Source organism: Bradyrhizobium valentinum (genome assembly GCF_001440405.1).
GTDB classification, from domain to species: Bacteria; Pseudomonadota; Alphaproteobacteria; order Rhizobiales; family Xanthobacteraceae; genus Bradyrhizobium; species Bradyrhizobium valentinum.
On sequence record NZ_LLXX01000161.1, the window covers coordinates 1 to 18,653 of the forward strand.

Annotated in this window: 14 protein-coding genes; 6 read left to right on the forward strand and 8 right to left on the reverse strand. The window is 63.2% G+C overall.

Annotation, left to right across the window (positions count from 1 at the left end; translation table 11 throughout):
- On the reverse strand, nucleotides 1-1,643 hold a 1,643-nt coding region (gene recQ / locus CP49_RS28270), incomplete at its 3' end, for a DNA helicase RecQ (protein WP_057853423.1).
- A 107-nt stretch (nucleotides 1,644-1,750) separates the two neighbouring features.
- Between recQ and CP49_RS28275 the strand changes: the two genes are divergently transcribed.
- The 3 genes from CP49_RS28275 to CP49_RS28285 are packed head-to-tail and all read left to right on the forward strand — an operon-like array spanning nucleotide 1,751 to nucleotide 5,834.
- The gene (locus CP49_RS28275) at nucleotides 1,751-3,112 is read left to right on the forward strand and encodes a c-type cytochrome (protein WP_057853536.1); all 1,362 of its coding nucleotides are present in this window, start codon (nucleotides 1,751-1,753) and stop codon (nucleotides 3,110-3,112) included.
- Entirely contained in the window at nucleotides 3,109-3,606 is a 498-nt protein-coding gene (locus CP49_RS28280) for a (2Fe-2S)-binding protein (RefSeq protein ID WP_057853424.1), read from the forward strand. The genes CP49_RS28275 and CP49_RS28280 overlap by 4 nt, the downstream gene beginning before the upstream one ends.
- Nucleotides 3,603-5,834, forward strand: coding sequence for a xanthine dehydrogenase family protein molybdopterin-binding subunit (locus tag CP49_RS28285; protein WP_057853425.1), 2,232 nt, complete (start codon nucleotides 3,603-3,605; stop codon nucleotides 5,832-5,834). The genes CP49_RS28280 and CP49_RS28285 overlap by 4 nt, the downstream gene beginning before the upstream one ends.
- A 168-nt stretch (nucleotides 5,835-6,002) precedes the next feature.
- On the opposite strand, the gene CP49_RS28290 is transcribed toward CP49_RS28285, so the two are convergent.
- The 3 genes from CP49_RS28290 to CP49_RS28300 form a co-directional block, all read right to left on the reverse strand.
- On the reverse strand, nucleotides 6,003-7,379 hold the full coding sequence (locus tag CP49_RS28290) for a vWA domain-containing protein (protein ID WP_057853426.1): 1,377 nt from the start codon (nucleotides 7,377-7,379) through the stop codon (nucleotides 6,003-6,005).
- A gap of 7 nt (nucleotides 7,380-7,386) precedes the next feature.
- Nucleotides 7,387-8,334, reverse strand: coding sequence for an AAA family ATPase (locus CP49_RS28295; protein WP_057853537.1), 948 nt, complete (start codon nucleotides 8,332-8,334; stop codon nucleotides 7,387-7,389).
- 108 nt (nucleotides 8,335-8,442) lie between these two features.
- Nucleotides 8,443-9,075: an HAD-IA family hydrolase gene (locus tag CP49_RS28300; RefSeq protein ID WP_057853427.1), complete on the reverse strand. Its 633-nt coding sequence runs from the start codon at nucleotides 9,073-9,075 to the stop codon at nucleotides 8,443-8,445.
- 112 nt (nucleotides 9,076-9,187) lie between these two features.
- On the opposite strand from CP49_RS28300, the gene CP49_RS28305 reads away from it, so the two are divergent.
- Nucleotides 9,188-9,946: a S1 family peptidase gene (locus CP49_RS28305; protein ID WP_057853538.1), complete on the forward strand. Its 759-nt coding sequence runs from the start codon at nucleotides 9,188-9,190 to the stop codon at nucleotides 9,944-9,946.
- A gap of 148 nt (nucleotides 9,947-10,094) precedes the next feature.
- Here the strand turns inward: CP49_RS28305 and CP49_RS28310 are convergent, their stop codons facing one another.
- The 3 genes from CP49_RS28310 to CP49_RS28320 form a co-directional block, all read right to left on the reverse strand.
- Nucleotides 10,095-12,317, reverse strand: coding sequence for an acetate--CoA ligase family protein (locus CP49_RS28310; protein WP_057853428.1), 2,223 nt, complete (start codon nucleotides 12,315-12,317; stop codon nucleotides 10,095-10,097).
- 169 nt (nucleotides 12,318-12,486) lie between these two features.
- The gene (locus CP49_RS28315) at nucleotides 12,487-13,065 is read right to left on the reverse strand and encodes a class GN sortase (RefSeq protein ID WP_057853429.1); all 579 of its coding nucleotides are present in this window, start codon (nucleotides 13,063-13,065) and stop codon (nucleotides 12,487-12,489) included.
- A 237-nt stretch (nucleotides 13,066-13,302) separates the two neighbouring features.
- A complete protein-coding gene (locus CP49_RS28320; RefSeq protein ID WP_156438707.1) occupies nucleotides 13,303-15,576 on the reverse strand; it encodes a marine proteobacterial sortase target protein in 2,274 nt (757 codons plus the stop codon).
- Between the two features lie 187 nt (nucleotides 15,577-15,763).
- Between CP49_RS28320 and CP49_RS28325 the strand changes: the two genes are divergently transcribed.
- Entirely contained in the window at nucleotides 15,764-16,525 is a 762-nt protein-coding gene (locus CP49_RS28325; RefSeq protein ID WP_057853431.1) for a helix-turn-helix domain-containing protein, read from the forward strand.
- A gap of 178 nt (nucleotides 16,526-16,703) precedes the next feature.
- Nucleotides 16,704-16,913 (forward strand): cold-shock protein, encoded by a 210-nt coding sequence (locus CP49_RS28330; protein WP_057841312.1) that lies wholly within the window; start codon nucleotides 16,704-16,706, stop codon nucleotides 16,911-16,913.
- A 117-nt stretch (nucleotides 16,914-17,030) separates the two neighbouring features.
- On the opposite strand, the gene CP49_RS28335 is transcribed toward CP49_RS28330, so the two are convergent.
- Entirely contained in the window at nucleotides 17,031-18,584 is a 1,554-nt protein-coding gene (locus CP49_RS28335; RefSeq protein ID WP_057853432.1) for an acyl-CoA synthetase, read from the reverse strand.
- Between the last annotated feature and the right edge of the window lie 69 nt (nucleotides 18,585-18,653).

Below are 18,653 nucleotides of genomic sequence, written 5' to 3' on the forward strand. Positions count from 1 at the left end.
TCGGCGGGTTTGGTCTCCGCGCGTGGCGCCAGATCGCCGCGCCTTGATTTTGCGCGGCTGGCACGGATGCGCGTGCCGGGTGCCGCTTCGCGCAGCATCACCTCGGTCTCGCCTTTCAGGACGCCGCGTGCGCTTTCCGTCAGTTTCAGCGCGCCAAAGGCCTCGCTGTCAGCCTTGAGGTGGCCAATGGCGACCAACTGGCGGATCACGGCGCGCCATTGCTTTTCATTGTGATCAGTGCCGATGCCGAACACGGACAGCTTGTCGTGGCCGAATTGCGTGACGCGCTCAGTCATGCGGCCGACCAGCACGTCGATCAAGTGCATGGCGCCGAAACGTTGCCCGGTGCGGTAGGCGCAGGACAAGAGTTTCTGCGCGGCGACCTTGCCGTCACGAAGCTGCGGCGGCGACAGGCAATTGTCGCAATTGCCGCAATTGCTGGTGGTCGCGTGCTCGCCGAAATAGCCGAGCAGGCGGCTGCGCCGGCAGCCCGCGGTTTCCGCCAGCGCCACCAGCGCGTCGAGCTTGCCGATCGAGACGCGCTTGAAGGCGTCGGAGCCGGTGGATTCGTCGATCATGCGGCGCTGCTGCACGATGTCGGACAGGCCATAGGCCATCCAGGCGCTGGAGGGCTTGCCGTCGCGCCCGGCGCGTCCGGTCTCCTGGTAATAGGCCTCGATGCTTTTCGGCAGGTCGAGATGCGCCACGAAGCGCACGTCCGGCTTGTCGATGCCCATGCCGAACGCGATGGTGGCGACGATCACGACGCCGTCCTCGTTGATGAAACGATCCTGGTTGCGAGCACGAACGCTGCCGTCGAGGCCTGCGTGATAGGGTAGCGCCGGGATGCCGGCGCTGGTCAGCGCTTCCGCGGTGTCCTCGACCTTGGCGCGCGACAGGCAATAGACGATGCCGGCGTCACCGGCGTGACGCTCGCTGATGAAGGCCTTGAGTTGGGCCGGCGCATTTTGCTTTTCGACGATTTCGTAGCGGATGTTCGGACGGTCGAAACTCGAGATGAAGCTCGGCGCGCCGGCTAGCCCAAGCCGCGTCACGATCTCCTTGCGCGTCATCTCGTCGGCAGTCGCGGTCAGCGCAATGCGCGGCACGTTCGGAAAGCGTTCGGCGAGGACGGACAGGCCGATATATTCCGGGCGGAAATCATGCCCCCATTGCGACACGCAATGTGCTTCGTCGATCGCAAACAGCGCGATATTGGCTTGGCCAAGCAGAGACAGGCAGCGCGGTGTCAGCAGCCGTTCCGGCGCGACATAGAGCAGATCAAGATCGCCAGCTAGCAGCCGACGCTCGACTTCCGAGGCTTCCTCGAACGACAGCGTGGAATTCAGCACGGCCGCATTGACACCGGCTTCCAGAAGCCCCGCGACCTGGTCCCGCATCAGTGCGATCAGCGGCGATACCACGATGCCGCAGCCTTCGCGCAGCAGGGATGGCAATTGGTAGCACATCGACTTGCCGCCGCCGGTCGGCATCAGCACCAGGCAGTTGCCGCCACCCGCGACGTGGCGAACGATTTCTTCCTGCGCGCCGCGAAAGCTCGGTAGGCCGAATACGTGATTCAGTACGGAAAGCGCGTCCCGAGCGGTTCCTGAGTGGCGATTGAGGGCTGTGTTCGCTTCCATATCGGCTTCAAAGGGGTCAACAGGCGGTGATCGATGCCGTCTCGGGCGAACGAGGCCGGGATGTCCGTGTTAAACCACGGTCGAACAACAAATTCAAATTCATGAGCATGACCAGATCGTCTCGGCTCATCACAAGCGGTATCGCTGTCATGCTGATCGTCGGCGTGGCGATGGCTTTTGCGATTGTTTGGCGGCCGGTCATTCCGGCGATCGATCCCCCGGCGCCATACGCGTTCGATGCCGCCCTGATCAAGCGCGGCCGCGATCTCGCGGCGATCGGCAATTGCAACGAATGCCACACCGTGCGCGGGGGCAAGAACTTTGCCGGTGGCCTGCCGGTGCCAACGCCGTTCGGAACGATTTACTCCTCCAACATCACACCGGATGCAGAGACCGGGATTGGCCAATGGTCGGAAGCAGCGTTCCGCCGCGCGATGCGCGACGGGGTCAACCGTAAGGGCGAGCACCTCTATCCGACCTTTCCCTACGATCATTTCACCCATGTTTCCGATGAAGACGACCGGGCGCTCTATGCCTTCCTGATGACGCGACAACCGGTCCATGCGCCCTCGCGCGAAAACCAGATTTCCTTTCCGCTTAATCAGCGGCCGGTCATCGCCGGGTGGAAACTGTTGTTCCTTCGCCGCGATAGCTATCAGCCCGACGCGACGAGGAGCGCCGAATGGAATCGCGGTGCCTATCTGGTCGCCGGCCTTGCCCATTGCGGCGCTTGCCACACGCCGCGCAACGCGCTTGGCGCGGAACGCGTGAACGCCCAGTTTGCCGGCGGCGACGTCGACAACTGGCTCGCCTATGCCCTGAACGACCGCTCGCATGCGCCGGTGCCATGGGATGCCGACGCGCTCTACATGTACTTGCGCAGCGGCTGGCATCCCGATCACGGCACGGCGCGCGGGCCGATGGCACAAGTGGTCAGCAACCTGTCGTCCGTGCCGGATAGCGATGTCCGCGCCATCGCAGTCTATATGGCCGACATATCAGGCACACCGACCCCAGATCGCAAACAAGAAGGCGAGGCCGCGCTCGCGCAAGCCAGATCACCGTCTCAGGCTTCGCAGACCGACACGGCTGGCGCGACGATCTATGTCGGCGCCTGTGCATCCTGCCATGAGACGAGCCGGCCGCTACCCTATGGCGGCGTCAATCTCGCGCTCAGCACGGCAGTCTCCAGCCCCGATCCCCGCAATCTCGCCAACGTCGTGCTGTCGGGCGTCTCAGCCGTCGAAGGCGAACGCAGCCCGATTATGCCGGGCTTCGCCGATAGCATGAACGATGCGCAGATGGCAGCGCTGCTGAACTATCTACGCGCTCGCTTCAGCAAGCAGCCGGCATGGACCGGCGTTGAAAAGACCGTCGCGGATGCGCGCCGCGCCGTGACAGTCTACCTCCAGACATCGGCCGGGCCGCGCAATGCTCCGGCCGATCCGACGCAGCGAGACAAGCCATGATGACATTGAAGGTCAATGGTCGGGAACATCAGGTCGATGCCGATCCGGATACGCCGCTGCTCTATGTGCTGCGCGATGATATCAAGCTCAACGCCGCCAAATTCGGCTGCGGGCTTGGCCAATGCGGCTCGTGTGCCGTGATCGTCGACGGCAAGGCCATTCTCTCCTGCATAACGCCCATGGTCTTGCTGGAAGGCAAGCAGGTGACGACGCTCGAAGGTCTTGGCTCGGTGTCCGAGCCGGCGCCGATCCAGCGTGCCTTCATCGAAGAGCAGGCGGCGCAATGCGGCTACTGCATTCCCGGCATGATGATGCGGGCGCAGGCACTGTTGCTGAAGAATTCCAAGCCGACCGATGCAGAAATCCGCGCTGCGCTCGAGCAGCATCTATGTCGTTGTGGTACGCATATGCGCATCCTGCGCGCGGTACGCCGTGCGGCGCGGTTGATGGAGGCAGCCGATGCGTCTTCGACAACCAACAGGAGCGCGCAATGAACGCCCCGCTCATTCTCGATCGTCGCCGTGTGCTTGCGGGCGGGGGTGCACTGATCGTCAGCTTCTCGCTCACGAGCGCTTTCGCGCAAGACCAGGCTCCGGCCGCGACGCCACCGTCCAAGCCTCCCGGCAGTCTCGCGGCCACGGCATACCTGGACTCCTGGATCCGCATCGATGCCGATGGCAGCATCACGGTCTTCACCGGCAAGGCCGAACTCGGCCAAGGATTTAGGACCGCGTTCCAGCAGATCGCTGCGGAAGAACTCGATCTGCCGTTCGAATCGTTAAAGGTCATCACCGCCGACACGAAACTTACAGCGAACGAGGGCTACACGGCCGGAAGCCGCTCGATGCAGGATAGCGGTACCGCGATCCAGAACGCGGCGGCGCAGGTGCGTGAATTGCTGGTCGCGGAGGCCGCGAAGCGCCTTGATCTGCCGGCGGAGAATCTCCGAACCGAAAATGGCGCGGTGATCTCGCCGGATGGCCGGCGGCTGTCCTATGGCGAATTGGTCGCCGCCGATATGTTGCATGTGCAGGCGCAGCCGAAATCAAGGCTCAAGGACCCTGCGACCCTCAAGGTGATGGGCCAGCCGGTGCGACGCGTCGATATCCCCGCAAAAGTCACGGGAGGCGGGGTCTATGTGCAGGACATGCGGCTGCCGGGCATGGTGCACGCCCGTGTCGTGCGGCCGCCGAGTTATGGCGCGCAACTGACGGAGTGCGACAGTTCGGCAGTCGAAAAACTTGCCGGCGTTGTGAAAGTCGTGCGCGATGGCAATTTCCTGGCTGTGGTCGCCGAGAAAGAGTTTCAGTCGATCAAGGCGATGAACGCGCTGTCATCAGCGGCGAAATGGAAAGAGAGTGCGAGCCTGCCGAAGCAGGACGATCTCCTGAACGTGCTGATGCATTTGCCGTCGCAGGATTCCACAATCTTCCAGCGCAGCGATCCGTCCGTCTCCAGGGGAAAGACCATCGAAGCGATCTATACGCGGCCTTATCAGTTGCATGGCTCGGTCGGGCCGTCCTGCGCGGTCGCGCAATTGGTTGACGATGCCATGACGGTGTGGACGCACACACAGGGCGTCTATCCTGATCGTCAGGCCATCGCTGAGATGCTGCGGGTGCCGCCGGCCAGTGTTCGCCTGATCCATGTCGAAGGCTCCGGCTGTTACGGTCACAATGGCGCCGACGATGCCGCGGCTGACGCCGCGCTGATCGCCCGTGCATTGCCCGGCCGCCCGGTTCGCGTGCAATGGATGCGCGAGCAGGAACATGCCTGGGAGCCGTTCGGCCCGGCGATGGTGACGAAACTCAAGGCCTCGCTCGACAGCAACGGCAAGATCGCCGACTGGCATTTCGATGTCTGGAGCAATACGCACTCGATGCGGCCGGGCGGCGCCGGATCGATGCTGGCGGCGCAGCACATGGCGCAACCCTTTGCCGTGCCTGCTCCCAGGCCGTTGCCGCTGCCGGAAGGCGGCGGTGACCGCAACGCAATCCCGATTTACACGTTTCCCAACGCGCAGGTGGTGCACCACTTCATCCCGGCGATGCCGCTCCGAATTTCCGCGTTGCGCGCGCTGGGCGCCTATCACAATGTGTTTTCGATCGAGAGCTTTATGGACGAACTCGCAGGCCTCGCCGATGCCGACCCGGTCGAATTCCGTTTGAAACATCTGGAGGATCAGCGTGGCCGTGCCGTGATCGAAAAGGCGGCGCTGGGTTTCGAATGGAAGAGCGGCCAGAAAGCGCCGCAGGATCGCGGCTTCGGCTTTGCCTTTGCGCGCTACAAGAATCTGGCAGCCTATTGCGCTGTTGCTTCCGAGGTCGAGGTCAATCGGGAGACCGGCCGTCCACGGCTGGTCCGCGCGGTGGCGGCGGTTGACAGCGGGCAGGTGGTCAATCCGGACGGGTTGATCAACCAGATCGAAGGCGCAATCGTGCAGTCAATGAGCTGGACATTGTATGAAAGCGTTACCTTCGACGACACCAGGATAACCAGCATCGACTGGCAGACCTATCCGATCCTGCGTTTCGATGCCGTGCCGGAAAGCATCGAGGTTCACATCATCGACCGGCCGGGGCAGCCGTTCCTCGGCAGTGGCGAGACCGGGCAGGGGCCGACGGCGGCATCGATTGCAAACGCCATTGCCAATGCCACGGGAAAGCGGCTGCGGAATTTGCCGCTGACGCGCAAGCGCATCAAGGAGGCGATCGACGCGTAATTATTGTCGTCCCTGCGAAAGTTCATCGTCGTCCCTGCGAACGCAGGGACCCATAACCACAAATGTTTGCTGTTACACGAGGCCGCGACCCCAGCATCGAGCAACATAGACATCTGCGGTTATGGGTCCCGGCTCAAGGCCGGGACGACAATTGTGGGGTAAAGGTGCCTACTGATAGCTCGCCACGATATCGGACACCGCGCGTTCGAGCTGCTTTGCGGTGGCGCATTGGCGGACCACGGTGCAGAAGGTCGAGTAGCGCGGCATTTCGGAATCGCCCCAGCCCCAGGCCATGCGTCCCTCCGGATTGAGCCACACCAGCCGCTTCGACCGTTCTGCGATGCGGCGAAGGATGTCGGCGCGCGGATCGAGATTGTTGCTGCGGGCGTCGCCGAGCACGATCACAGTGGTCTGCGGCGTGATCGCGTTCATCCACTCGCGTTCGAAATCGTCGAAGGAGTTGCCGTAATCGGACGAGCCGAAGCCGACCTTGGACATGATCTCGGCCATCGCCTCTTCCGGCGATTTGGATTCCAGGATGTCGCTGACCTCGATCAGGTGACCTGAGAACGCAAACGAGCGAACGTCGTCCACGACCTCATGCAGGCTGTGGATCAGCAGCAGGAAGAAATCCGAAACCCGCGCCACCGAGCCCGAGACGTCGCAGAGCGCCACGATCTTCGGCTTGTCGCGGTGCCGCCGTTTCCAGGCAGTCAGGAACGGCACGCCGCCCCAGGCGGCGTTACGCCGGATGGTTCGGCGCACGTCGAGATGACCGCGGCGCTGGCGCTTGCGCGGCTTGGAGTAGCGCTCGCGCAGGCGACGGGCGATCTGGCGGATCAGATGCCGCATCTGATCGACCTGCCGCGGCTCGATTCGCGACAGCGGCGCATTGCGCAAAATTTCGTTGCGCAGGTTTTCCGCTTCCTCGCGGCCGTACAGCATCAAGGCCTGCGAGACGGTATCGCGGACCGTGCCGCGCAGCCCGTCCAGCGCGTTGGTTAGCCGCTCCGCCAGGGCAGGGTTGGTTGCGGCGAGATTGTCGAGATCGTCGCGCAGGCGCTGGATGCCCATCTGGTCGAGGATGCGGCCGGAGAAGATGCCGCGCTGCGTGAAATAGCGGATGTCGGGCAGCGAGGCAGCGCTCGCTGCGTTGGCGATCGCCGCCGAAATCTGATTGCGATCCTGCGCCAGCAGCATCTGAGCGAGCTGTCCGAGCCCCTCGGCCTGCTCGTCGCCGCCGCTGGCGTCGCCGGGTGAATCGGACGCACCGTTGGATCCTTCTGCGTCCTGCTCGTCTGCCTTGCGGTCCTCGGGTGGTGATTGCGGTTCAGGCTGATCGAAGAACAGATCAAAGCAATCGCCGAGCGCCTTCTTCTCGTCCTGCGTCTTGGCGAGCGTCAGGAGAAATGTATCGCGCAGGATGGTGCGATCGGCAAAACCGACCTTGGAGACGGCCCGCATCGCATCGATGCTTTCGGCCGGCGAGAGCCTCACGCCTGCGCCCCGCGCCGCACGAAAGAAGCGATGCAGGTTCTCCCTCATTCGCTCGTCACCCGAAGACGTTTTGACGCGAGGCCTTGGCGATGAAGGTCGAGACTTGAGGCATGGTGGCCTCGATATCCGCCTCGTATTTCAGGAGGACGTTGAGCGTGTCCTTGACCATCTCATGACCAAGCTCGGGCGCCTGCAGCAAGACGAGCACCCGCGCCCAGTCGATGGTCTCGCTGACCGACGGCAGCTTCTTCAGATCGAGCGTGCGGACCTCGTGGATGAAGCTCACCATCTGTTTGCGCAGCGCCTGCGAGATGCCGGGCACGCGGCTCTCGACGATCCGCTCTTCCAGCTTCTGCTCGGGGAAGCCGATGTGAAGATGGAGGCAGCGCCGCTTCAGCGCGTCGCCGAGATCGCGTTCGCTGTTCGAGGTCAGGATCACCGTCGGCGGCGCGACCGCGACCACTGTTCCGAGTTCCGGTATCGTCACCTGGAAATCACTGAGGATTTCCAGCAATAGCGACTCGAACTCCGCGTCCGACTTGTCGATTTCGTCGATCAGCAGCACGCAGCCGGCGGGTTGCTCCAGCGCCTGCAACAGCGGCCGCGGCTCGACGAATTCCTTAGAGAAGAACACATCGCCGAAATCGTGAAGCTGATTGAGCGCCGCTTCCAGCGTCGGCGCACCGCCGAGCACTTCGCCGAGCTTGTCCTTCAGGATCTGCGTGTAGAGAAGCTGCTTGGCGTATTTCCACTCGTAGAGCGCCTTGGCCTCGTCGAGCCCCTCATAGCATTGCAGGCGGATCATCTTCATGCCGCGCCATGCGGCGATCGCTTTCGCAAGCTCGGTCTTGCCGACGCCGGCGGGGCCCTCGACGAGGATGGGTTTTTCGATCTGCTGCGCCAGATAGACCGCGGTCGCGATCTGGCGGCTTGCAATATAGCCTTGCGCAGCAAGACCGCTTTCCACTGCCTCGATCGAGGCCGACGGCCTGATATCAGCCACGGGTTTCAACTCCGAAATTCGATAGATTTCGGAATGTTCTGCCTGCGTTCCCGGCAAAGAACAAGCGCCGTTTCGTCATGGGCGGCGGCAAATTCCGCCATTTTCCGCCTAGCGCAATGTAAGCCCGGTTGCTGCCTCCAGCTCGGTGATGGCCTGCGCCGCATTGACCACCTTGATCGTGGTCATGCCCATCTCGCGCGCCGGCTTCAGGTTGACGCCGAGGTCGTCGAGATAGACGCAGTTCTTGGGATCGACCTTCAGCGTCTCGACCATCATCCGGTAGATACGCGGGTCGGGCTTTCGCAGGCCGATTTTTGCCGACTCGATGACATGGTCGAACAACACCATCACCTCGGCGACATAGAGCGTGCGGCCACTGTGGCTGCCGATCGCGTTGGCGGGAAGGTTGTTGGTGATGCAGCCGGTCTTGAGCCGCGCCTTCACGCGCTTGAGCGCCTCGACCATCTCGGGCCGCAGATCGCCCGAGAGCAGCGGCAGCACGTCCTTGCCGCGAACTGCCGCGCCCAGCGCCAGCGATTCGGCCGCAAACAACTCGTCGAAGGCTTCGATATCGACCTCGGCGCGCTCGAACTTGGCCCAGGCGTTTTCAAGATGGTTGGCGGCATTGGTGCGCCGGATGATGTCGGCGGGCAAGCCGCGCTCGGTCTCGAACCGCGTAAAGGCCTCGAACGGCGAGGTGGTCAGAACTCCGCCGAAATCCCAGATCACTGCCTCGATCATCGTTCCCTGCCTGAAAGTGATGTGTTGGGAGAGCGGCTAACACGGAATGTGCGCTGGAACCAGCCCGATCCGGCGCTTGGCGACACGCGCGGCGCGGGCTATTGCTGCGCCGATGAACATCCTGCCTCGCTTGATTGCCAGCCTCGCTTTGCTATCCGTTCCCGCGCACGCCATCGTCGGCGGCGGCGCGCCGTCGGCGGAGGGCGTCGGCCGTTCGATCATTACCATCGTCGGCTCGCGCGGCAATTTCTGCACCGGCACGTTGATTGCACCGAAACTGGTGCTGACCGCAGCGCACTGCGTGCAGCCGGGCGCGGACTACAAGATCGTCGAATACGGTGCGGACCGGCAGCCGTCGCTGCAGGACGTCAGGACCGTCGCCATTCATCCCGGTTTCAACATGCAGGCGATGTCGGGACATCGCGCGACGGCGGATGTCGCGTTGCTGCAATTGGCGACGCCGCCGAAGGGAAGGACGCAGGCCGCGCTCGGATTGCCCAACATCCCGATCAACGTCGGCAACCGTTTTACCATCGCGGGCATCGGCGTGACCGTGCGCGGCGACGGCAAGAGCGGCGGCACCGTCCGCGTCGCCGGCCTGGTCGCGACGGGCAGGCCGGGGACATTGCAGATCAGGCTTGTCGATCCCGTGGGGCAGGGCGCGCGCGAGGGGCTTGGCGCCTGCACCGGAGATTCCGGCGCGCCTGTTTTCGAGGACAAGCAAAGCGGCCCCGTCATCGTCGGCGTTGTAAGCTGGTCGACCGGGCCGAACGGCTCGGCGGGCTGCGGCGGCATGACCGGGGTGACGCCGCTGACGCTCTATCGCGACTGGATTTTGCAGACGGCACAGAAGTGGGGCGTAGGATTGTAATTACTTCCGTCGTCCCTGCGAACGCAGGGACCCATACGCCGCGGCCCATCGGCAAGGCGATGGTGCTAGCTGTTCTCGTAACCCATTAGCATCGGTGGTTATGGGTCCCTGCTTTCGCAGGGACGACAGTGGCAGACGAATCCATCGCCTAATGCTTCGCCGCCTTGTTGGCCGCGGCGTTGTTGAGCACGATCAGGCCGTCGACGGCGACACCGACCTTGCTGTTGATCAGGAACGGATTGACGTCGATCGAGGCGATCCGGTTGCCGGCATCGGCCATCAAATTGGACAGGCCGACCAGCGCCTTCACGGCGGAAGGCTCGTGCAGCGCCGGCTTGCCGCGATAGCCCTTCATTTTTACGCCGGCCTTGGTCTTGCCGATGAGCTGCTTTGCCTCGGCGTCATCCAGCGGTGCGCCGGCGAGCGCGACGTCCTTCATCAATTCGATATCGACGCCGCCGGTGCCGAACAGCACCACCGGCCCCATCTCGGCGTCGAGCGAGGCGCCGACCACGAGTTCGAGCTCGGCCTTGACCTGCTGCGCGATCAAAATGCCCTCCAGCCTGGGCTTGCTCTTGATCTTCTTCACCCGCGCCGTGATGTCGTTGAAGGCCTTCTTCACTTCGGCCGCGCTGTTGAGGTTCAGCACCACCCCGCCGATGTCGGATTTGTGCAGGATGTCGGCGCTGACGACTTTTGCCACGACGGGAAAACCGATCTTCTTGGCGATCTTCACCGCTTCCGCCGCGGTCTGCGCGATTTCTTCCTTGGAGACGGGAATGCCGTAGGCCTTGAGAAGCTTCTTCGAGGCGACTTCGTCCAGCGCGGCTGCGCCGTTGGCGGCCTTGAGCGTCTTTTCCAACACCGCGCGCGCGGAAGCTTTCGAGCTCGACACGATGTCGGGCACTTCCTTGCGCAGGGACGCATACTCGATCAGCGACTTGATCGCGCCGACCGCCCGGTCGAGGCCCTGCATGACTGCGATGTTCGGCAGCGATTTGCGCAAACCCTTGGTGAACTCAGTGAACCCGATCGACATCGCGCTGATGTAAACGACAGGCTTGCTTGCGGCGCCGGCCATCTCGTTGACGAGGCGCAGATTACGCTCGCGTAGTTCATGCGGCGCTTTCGGCAGTTCGGCGTCGATGATGACGATATCGGTGTCGGGGTCGTCGATCATGATCTTGATCGACTTGATGTAGACGGAGGGATCGACCACAGCGGCAAAGCCCGCGTCGAGCGGATTGCCGATGATGCTGCCAGGCCCGAGCATTTGCGCCAGTTGCTCTGTTGCATTCGCGCTGAGCGGGGCGAAATTCATGCCTGCCGAATAGAACGCATCGATCAGAAGGCCACGCTTGCCGCCCGACAGTGAAACCGCCGCGATACGGTCGCCTTTCGGCGGATCGGCATGGACGAAACATTCGGTGGTCTCGATCAACTCGTCCAGCCCGCGGACGCGGATCACGCCTTCGCGCGTTGAGATCGCATCGAATGTTTCGATGGAGCCGGCGAGCGCCCCGGTATGCGCCATCGCGGCGGCGCGGCCGCCTTCGGAGGCGCCGAGTTTCAGCGCGATGACAGGCTTTCCGGCGGCGCGGGCGGCCTTGCAGGCTTCGCGAAACACTTTCGTGTTCCGGACGCCTTCGAGATAGACCACGATGACGCGGATCGAGGGATCGGCGGCGAAATAGGCCATCAAATCGGGCGTCTCGAGACCGGTCTCGTTGCCGGTCGTAACCATGTAGCCGACGCCGACGCCGCGATCTTCCAGCGTCTGGCGGATCGCCATCACGATCGCGCCGGATTGCCCGGCAATCGCGACAGGACCGGCTTCCATGGTGACGATGCGGTCGTCGATATTGGTGAACAGCTTTTCGCCTGCGCTCAGATTGCCGAGGCAGTTCGGGCCGGTGACGGCGAGGCCGGTCTCGCGCACGGCTTCTTTCAATTCAACGGCCAGCCGCTGGCTTTCCTCGTCCTGCAGCTCGCTGAAGCCCGAGGTGACGATGGTTGCAGAGCGCGCACCGGCGGCGGCGGCATCGCGGATCACCTGCACCGCGAAACGCGCCGGCACCAGCACCAGCACATGATCGGGCTTTTCGGGGAGGCTCGCAAAATCCTTGTAGCAGGGCACGCCCCAGATCGTTTCGCGCTTGGCGTTGACCGGAAACAGCCCGCCTTCGTACTTGTACTTGATCAGATTGTTCCAGATGCGCTCGGCATAGTTGCCGGGCTTGTCGGTGGCGCCGACCAGCACGATGTTGCGCGGGTGGAGCATCGCATGGATACGCTTGACGATGTCGCTGGCGTCAGACGGAGGCGACCATTTTTCGGCTTGATGCGATGCGGTGCTTGCCTGAGCGTCCATGGATATTCCTTGACTCTGTTGTTTCCTTGGCCGTGGCGATCGAGGACGAACGCCGCGTCATGATTTTCTTGTGATTGAGGCCTTTCTATTGGGACTTGGCGAGGGTGGCAACACGCGTTGCGCGAGCAGCGCCATTCGCTCCGCGCACGATATCCCGGCTCGCGGAGATTCAGTGCAGATCCGGAACGAACCCAATCATGGTGGCGTGCACAAGATAGCGCTCCGGCCCCTGGGTCAGTGCGTCGAATGGCCAACAGGTCGACAGCACCAGTTGATATCCGTCCGCGAGCGGATCGATGCCGGAGGCATCGAAGCGCACGACCGAAGCGGCATCCACCCGGTAGCGGAAGTGTTTGCCGTCGCTTCGTGTCACCTCGATCTCGTCACCGACGACGACGTTTTTCAGGAAAGCGAAATGCGTATCGCGATGCGCCGAATAGACGGCAACGCCGCGTTCGCCGGCATTGGGCGTTCGTTCGACATGGCCCGGGCCGAAGGCGAGCGCCTGGCCGCTACTGCCCGCGAGCACGATGGCGTGGGCGTGAAGCCGTTTCACCTCGATGCGGGCGACCGGCCATGTGTCGGCCCACGACCACGGCTTCGTCTCGCCCCCGGTGGCAATGGCTTTCTCAAAGGCGTGTTCCAGGAGGACCTGTGCGAGCAGCGCCTTGGCGTAGATGTAGGTGCCTTGGCCGAACAGGATCAGGCCGATCAGGGCGAGAAGGAGAGGGAGGAAAACGCGGGGCATTGGTTGTTGTGCCGTCATTGCGAGCGATCTCACGTCGTCATTCCGGGGCGATGCGAAGCATCGAACTAGGGTGCGCAATTGCGCACCTGAGAATCTCGAGATTCCGGGTCTGGTCCTTCGGACCATCCCGGAATGACGTGCGTCGAAAAAAAGCGGCGCGCGCGGCCCTGGGGGACGGGTGAAGCCGCGCGCGCTCTGGAAAAGAGGAGGTCGGGGAGCCTCCTCCTTTCAGCGATGTCAACGCAGTGACATCTGACGCCGATTGAACACCAGCAGGATCAGGCTGACCGTGAGCAGGATCACACCCGCAATCATCTTCAACTCGGCGTCAGTCGCCGTCCTCGGCAGCGTGACCGTATTGGGCGCCTGGGTAGCGACAGGCTGTGCCCGCTTTAGCGCCGCGACCTGAACCTGCGCCTCCTCGGTATCCGCGCGCCGTTCGGCCGGCGTTGCCGGAACGCGCGGGCGCTCGCCGAACACCTTTTCAAAATCCCAACCGGCCGGCAGGTTGATCGGCAGTTCCGAGACCTTGAGCGGCTCGCCTTGAGGCCGGCTCGGCGTCTTGTCGACCGCAACCAGGCTGGTCAGGCGCGTGACGAGCTGATGCTCGAGCGCCAGCGCCAGAATGGTTTTGTCGGCATCTTCCGGCGTTGCCTGTCGCGTGGTGCGCGCAACCTCGGCATCCGCGATCTTGCGTCGCGCCCAGAGTTTGGACAGGCCCTTGCCTTCAGCGGCATTCGCCAGCGGCAGGGTGACGACCCAGGGACGGTCGCCGATGCGGCCCTTGATCTCGACCGAGCCCGCAAGCTGGTCGAGCTTTGCAGCCAGAACCAGCGGCTCGTCGCGATAGACATCGGGGATCGCGACGGGCGTGATGTCGGCCGCGGCGTCGGAGAACTTGGCTGTCAGATTCGTCACCGCGGGATTCTCCAGCTTGGCGAACAGGCCGCGCATGCGCTCCTCGACTTGTTCCACTGAACCGATATGGGTGAAGGTGCCGCGGCCCAGTTCGGCGGCGCGCGTCATCAGGTGGGTATTCGGGGCTGAGCCGATGCCGACCATGAAGATGCGCGAGCGGCCGCGCAGCGCGTTGATGGTTTCGAACAATTGCTGTTCGTTGCCGATGGCGCCGTCGGTCAGGAACACGACCTGCCTGATGTAGTTGGCATCGCCGACGCTGTCGGACAGCGCTGCTCGCATCGCCGGCACCATTTCGGTGCCGCCGTTGGCCTGCAGCGCGCCGACATAGGAGGTGGCGCGGCCGATATGCTCCCTGTCGGCCGGCACGGCTGACGGGAACAGCACATCCATGGAGTGATCGAACCGGATCACATTGAAGCGGTCGTTCGGCTGCAGGCGGCCGAGGGCGTAGATGAGGCTCGCCTTGGCCTGGATGATCGAGACGCCGCCCATCGAGCCGGAATTGTCGATCACGAAGATCACCTCGCGCGGCAGCGGTTTCTGCCGCGTCTGCTCGACCGCCGGCGGCGTGACGAAGGCGAGCAGGTAATCGCTGTCGCCGACGCGCTCGCGGAACAGTCCCACCGATGGCGCCTTCTCGGCCGCCGGCTTCCAGGTCAGCTCGAAATCGCGGTCCGCCGGCACCGGGCCTTCGGCGAGGCGAAGAATGCTTGTATTAGCGTCGGGTTTTTCCGTCTTGATCGCGTGATGGAAGCTCTTGACTTCGCCGAGCGGGAAGCCGGCCTGCAGCCGTACCGTGATGCGCGTCGGATTGACCGGCGCGTTGCTCGCGGGGTCGAGCACTTCGGGCGAGATGCGGTCGCGATCCGGCACGGGGTCGGATTTGACGGCTCCCCAACCGCCGCCATCGGGCCGGAAGTCGACGCTCTGCACCACGGGCGCGGGATTGTAGCGCGGCGCGACCACCATCGGTACCCGCAGCGAGAACTCGTTGCCGGATTGCTGGATCGGCTCCTGGTATTCGATCTGCACCAGCACGGTTTCGCCGGGGCCGATATTGGCGACCGAATTGGTGAAGATGTTCGGCCGTTCCTGTTCGGTCAGCGCCGCCTTCTGCCCGTTCTGCTTCGCCTGTTCGTAGACGATCTTCGCCTGTTGCCGCTCCTTGATGTCGCCGACCACGACGCGATCGCCGATCACCATCTTCAGCGTATCGACGGCGCCGCCGGACGGAAGCGGATAGACGTAGACGGCCTCCACCCAGTCTTGCGTCGGGTTACGGAAAATCTGGGTGACGCGGGCGCGGACCGTGGGACCCGATACGGTGAGGTCGACATCGATGCCGAGCCGCGAAGCATCGGCGTAACCTTCCTCATTTCTTATGAGCAGCGAACCAGAGCGCGCGTCGCCCAGCTTGAGATAGTTGGCCGGCGGGCGCTCCGCCGACCACACCGGCGCAAAGCTCAAAAATAATGCCGCAAACCCGACCGGGATTACGGCAACGCCTTGCATCGCAAAGAACAGCACCAGCCTGATCAGGCTGGGCTGCTCGCTGCGTTTGTCGGCCTCAATTTCGTCGCATGTCGTCATGTCGCTCACTCCCGAACGGCGATTTCGCCACGCGAGAGGGTGTGGAATTCAGCGATTTGGCGCGAGCGGAATGATCGGCATTGTTCGGTCGCCGGCCACCGCGCTCCGCCACGGCCGGGACGGTTTTGTGCGGGTTTGTGATGGATTGTCCGTCTGCTAGACTGGCGCGCGCAAACCAGGGGTGACGATGCCGACGCCGGACAAGCAGCTTTCCGCCGAGCAAAGCCGGCAGATCGCAGACACCATTCGTGAGGAGATCGCCCGTCGCCGTATCTCCCGGCAATCCCTGGCCGAACTCGCAAAGCTCAGCCTCTCGACGCTGGAAAAGGTGCTGGGCGGCCGCCGCCCCTTCACCCTAGCCACCACCGTCCGCCTCGAGCATGCGCTCGGCGTCTCCTTGCGCAAGCCGCCGGAGGCGCCAGTAGCCGCCGCTGTCAACGGCGAGGTTGCGCCCGACGGACTTGGCGCCTATTCGCGCCGCGCGGTCGCCTGGATCGAGGGAACCTATGTCACGGTACGCCCGTCGTTCGGCGACAAGGACGCGATCTTCGCCTACCGCACCGAGATCTCATGGGACGCGGCGGCATCGTCGCTGGTGTTTCACGAAAGCGAACGGCAGGACGCAGCCTTCACCCAGTTCGGCGAAGTGGCGGTGCCGAACCAGTCCGGCCATATCTATCTCGTCACCAACCGGCACGGCCAGCACCGCCTGATCACGGTGGCGCGGCTGGCGATTTCGGGCGAGATGTACGGCATCATCACCACATTGCTCGCAGGCCGCGGCTCGCTGTTAACGCCGATTGCCGCGCCAATCGCCTATTTGCCGATCAAGATGGTTGCCGATCCGACCTTCGGCCGGGTCTCAGTCGATGACCCCAACTACGCCCAATATCGCCAGCATCTGCGGCGGACGACCGATGAGCCGTTTGCGCTGTTCTTGCCGGGATAAGGCCCACCGGCCTTGCATTCCCGGAGAAGCAGCCTATATGGCTCTTATTCGAAGTAATCGCTCTGCCTTGTTGACCACGCCGAACCGGCTCCAATCCCCAAGACATCGTTGAAATCGGATCAAACCTGCACGGAGGTCGTGCGGGCAAAGCGCTTTCGCGCATCTTGGAGATAGTTACATGGCTACCGGAACAGTTAAGTGGTTCAACGCGACCAAGGGCTTCGGCTTCATTCAGCCTGATGATGGCAGCACCGACGTTTTCGTTCATATCAGCGCCGTCGAACGTGCAGGTCTGAGCTCGCTCAATGAAGGTCAGAAGATCTCGTTCGAAGCGAAGAAGGACCCGATGCGCGGCAAGACCAGCGCCGAGAACCTTCGCGTCGATTAAAGGTTGCCGATTTCGGGATTTCCACGGATGTACTGGGATCCTCAAATTGGCCTCTGATACAAGAGCCCGCCGGTGATGAACCGGCGGGCTCTTCGTTTGTCGCATGCCGGCGCACGATCATGAAGCAATGGCCGCTTTGTCGGTCGGCTTCGGCGCGCCGAATCTCTCTCGCAATGTCGGCTTGTGGATTTTCCCGGTCGCGTTGCGCGGCAGGGCATCGACGAACTCGACTAGGCGCGGACATTTGAACCGCGCCAGATTGGCCTGGCAGTGCGCATGGATCTCCTCTGGCCGGAGCGTATGGCCTGGCTTGACCGCAACGATCGCCATGCCGACCTCGCCCCACTGCTCATCGGGAATGCCGATCACGGCAGCTTCGGCGATTGCGGTGAGCTGGTGCAGCACGCTTTCGACTTCGGCCGGATACACGTTCTCGCCGCCGGAAATGTACATGTCCTTCCAGCGGTCGACGATGTAATAGAACCCTTCCTCGTCGACGCGCGTGGCATCGCCGGTGTGCAGCCAGCCGTCGGTGAAGGATGACTGGTTGGCGTCCGGCCTGTTCCAGTAGCCCGGCGTGACGTTCGGCCCCTTGACCCAGAGCTCGCCGAGTTCGCCGACATCCGCGTCGGTTCCGTCAGGACGGACGATCCGCACTTCTGTATGCAGCACCGGCTTGCCGGACGAGCCGGCCTTGCGCACGGCGTCTTCCTTGTCGAGCGTGAGCACGGCCGGGCTGGTCTCGGTCATGCCGTATCCCTGCTGCAGGGCGACGCCGCGTTCCTCCCACACTTTCAAAAGTGGCACCGGCATCGGCGCACCGCCGACGCCGCCGATCACCAGCCGGCTGAAGTCGGAGGTGGCAAAAGACAGATGCTGCGCCATGAACTGGTAGATCGAGGGTACGCCGAAGAATTGGTTGATGCCCCACGACGGATCGCTGATCAGTTGCAGCGCCACGCCAGGGTCGAATGTGCGCATGATCAGGACGGTGCCGCCGGCATGCAGCACCGGGTTGGTGTAGCAATTGAGCCCACCGGTATGGAACAGCGGCAGCACGGTGAGCAGCACGCTCGACGGCGAAATATAGGCGGGGCCGCCAAGATTGACGCAGTTCCAGAACGTCATGCCATGGGTGATGATCGCGCCCTTGGGCAGGCCCGTCGTGCCCGACGTGTACATGATGGTCGAGATGTCGTCATGCGTGACGTCCTCAAAGCGGTCGAGCGGCTTTGAAGCTGCAATCGCCGCTTCGTAGGAGCTGCCCGCACCGAGCCGCAGCGCCGACGAAACATTGCAGAGCTTGGCGACGGATAGCGCGATTTCGGCGAGATCAGTGTCGTGAATCATCACCTTCGGCGAGGCATCGCCGACGATGAACTGCAATTCCGGAACCGTAAGCCGCGTGTTCAGCGGCAGGAATACCGCGCCGATCCGGCCGCAGGCGAACTGCACCTCGAGCGTATCTGATGTGTTCAGCGCCAGCACGGCGACGCGGTCGCCGCGCGTGACGCGGAGTTTGTCGCGCAGATGGGTGCCAAGACGTGAAATCCGCGCATCGAACTGCGCGTAGGAAAGCCGTCGTTCGCTGGCGAGGTCGATAGCCGCGATCTTGTCCGGCGTGCGGCGGCCGAAATGCGCGATCCAGTCGTAATAGCGAACCGACGACATGCTTCCTCCAAGGTAGAGCGGTCTTGCGCCGCGATATCGGCCGATTTTATCTCATTTCTTCGAGTGAAG

Coding starts and splice junctions, on each gene's coding strand:
- CP49_RS28275 (WP_057853536.1), top strand. CDS start 1,751: ATGACCAGATCGTCTCGGCTCATCACAAGCGGTATCGCTGTCATGCTG.
- CP49_RS28280 (WP_057853424.1), top strand. CDS start 3,109: ATGATGACATTGAAGGTCAATGGTCGGGAACATCAGGTCGATGCCGAT.
- CP49_RS28285 (WP_057853425.1), top strand. CDS start 3,603: ATGAACGCCCCGCTCATTCTCGATCGTCGCCGTGTGCTTGCGGGCGGG.
- CP49_RS28290 (WP_057853426.1), bottom strand. CDS start 7,379: ATGAGGGAGAACCTGCATCGCTTCTTTCGTGCGGCGCGGGGCGCAGGC.
- CP49_RS28300 (WP_057853427.1), bottom strand. CDS start 9,075: ATGATCGAGGCAGTGATCTGGGATTTCGGCGGAGTTCTGACCACCTCG.
- CP49_RS28305 (WP_057853538.1), top strand. CDS start 9,188: ATGAACATCCTGCCTCGCTTGATTGCCAGCCTCGCTTTGCTATCCGTT.
- CP49_RS28310 (WP_057853428.1), bottom strand. CDS start 12,317: ATGGACGCTCAGGCAAGCACCGCATCGCATCAAGCCGAAAAATGGTCG.
- CP49_RS28315 (WP_057853429.1), bottom strand. CDS start 13,065: ATGCCCCGCGTTTTCCTCCCTCTCCTTCTCGCCCTGATCGGCCTGATC.
- CP49_RS28320 (WP_156438707.1), bottom strand. CDS start 15,576: ATGACGACATGCGACGAAATTGAGGCCGACAAACGCAGCGAGCAGCCC.
- CP49_RS28325 (WP_057853431.1), top strand. CDS start 15,764: ATGCCGACGCCGGACAAGCAGCTTTCCGCCGAGCAAAGCCGGCAGATC.
- CP49_RS28330 (WP_057841312.1), top strand. CDS start 16,704: ATGGCTACCGGAACAGTTAAGTGGTTCAACGCGACCAAGGGCTTCGGC.
- CP49_RS28335 (WP_057853432.1), bottom strand. CDS start 18,584: ATGTCGTCGGTTCGCTATTACGACTGGATCGCGCATTTCGGCCGCCGC.